This is a genomic window from Caballeronia sp. M23-90, assembly GCF_053574605.1.
Map to the genome: position 1 here is coordinate 1 of NZ_JBSIPA010001054.1, position 255 is coordinate 255.

The window sequence follows — 255 nt, forward strand, 5'->3', positions numbered from 1 at the left end:
GCTTCTCAGTGCCGCGATGCTCCTTCTGTGGTCGCAGGCCCACAGCCTCACTGTCCTCTACATTGTTTGGGTTGGACTTGGCATCGCGATGGCCGCGACGCTTTACGATCCGGTCTTTGCAGTCATCCCCCAAGATTTTCCAGATACGTTTCGAAGCAAGATCACGCTCGTCACGCTGGTTGCGGGATTCGCAAGTACCGTCTTCATCCCGCTGACCCAAGGCCTCGTCACCTGGTTCGGATGGAGAGACGCCTT

Annotated in this window: 1 pseudogene; it reads left to right on the forward strand. The window is 57.3% G+C overall.

Annotation, left to right across the window (positions count from 1 at the left end):
• A pseudogene (locus ACRXB1_RS37775) lies at positions 1–255 on the forward strand (MFS transporter); the annotation flags it as partial.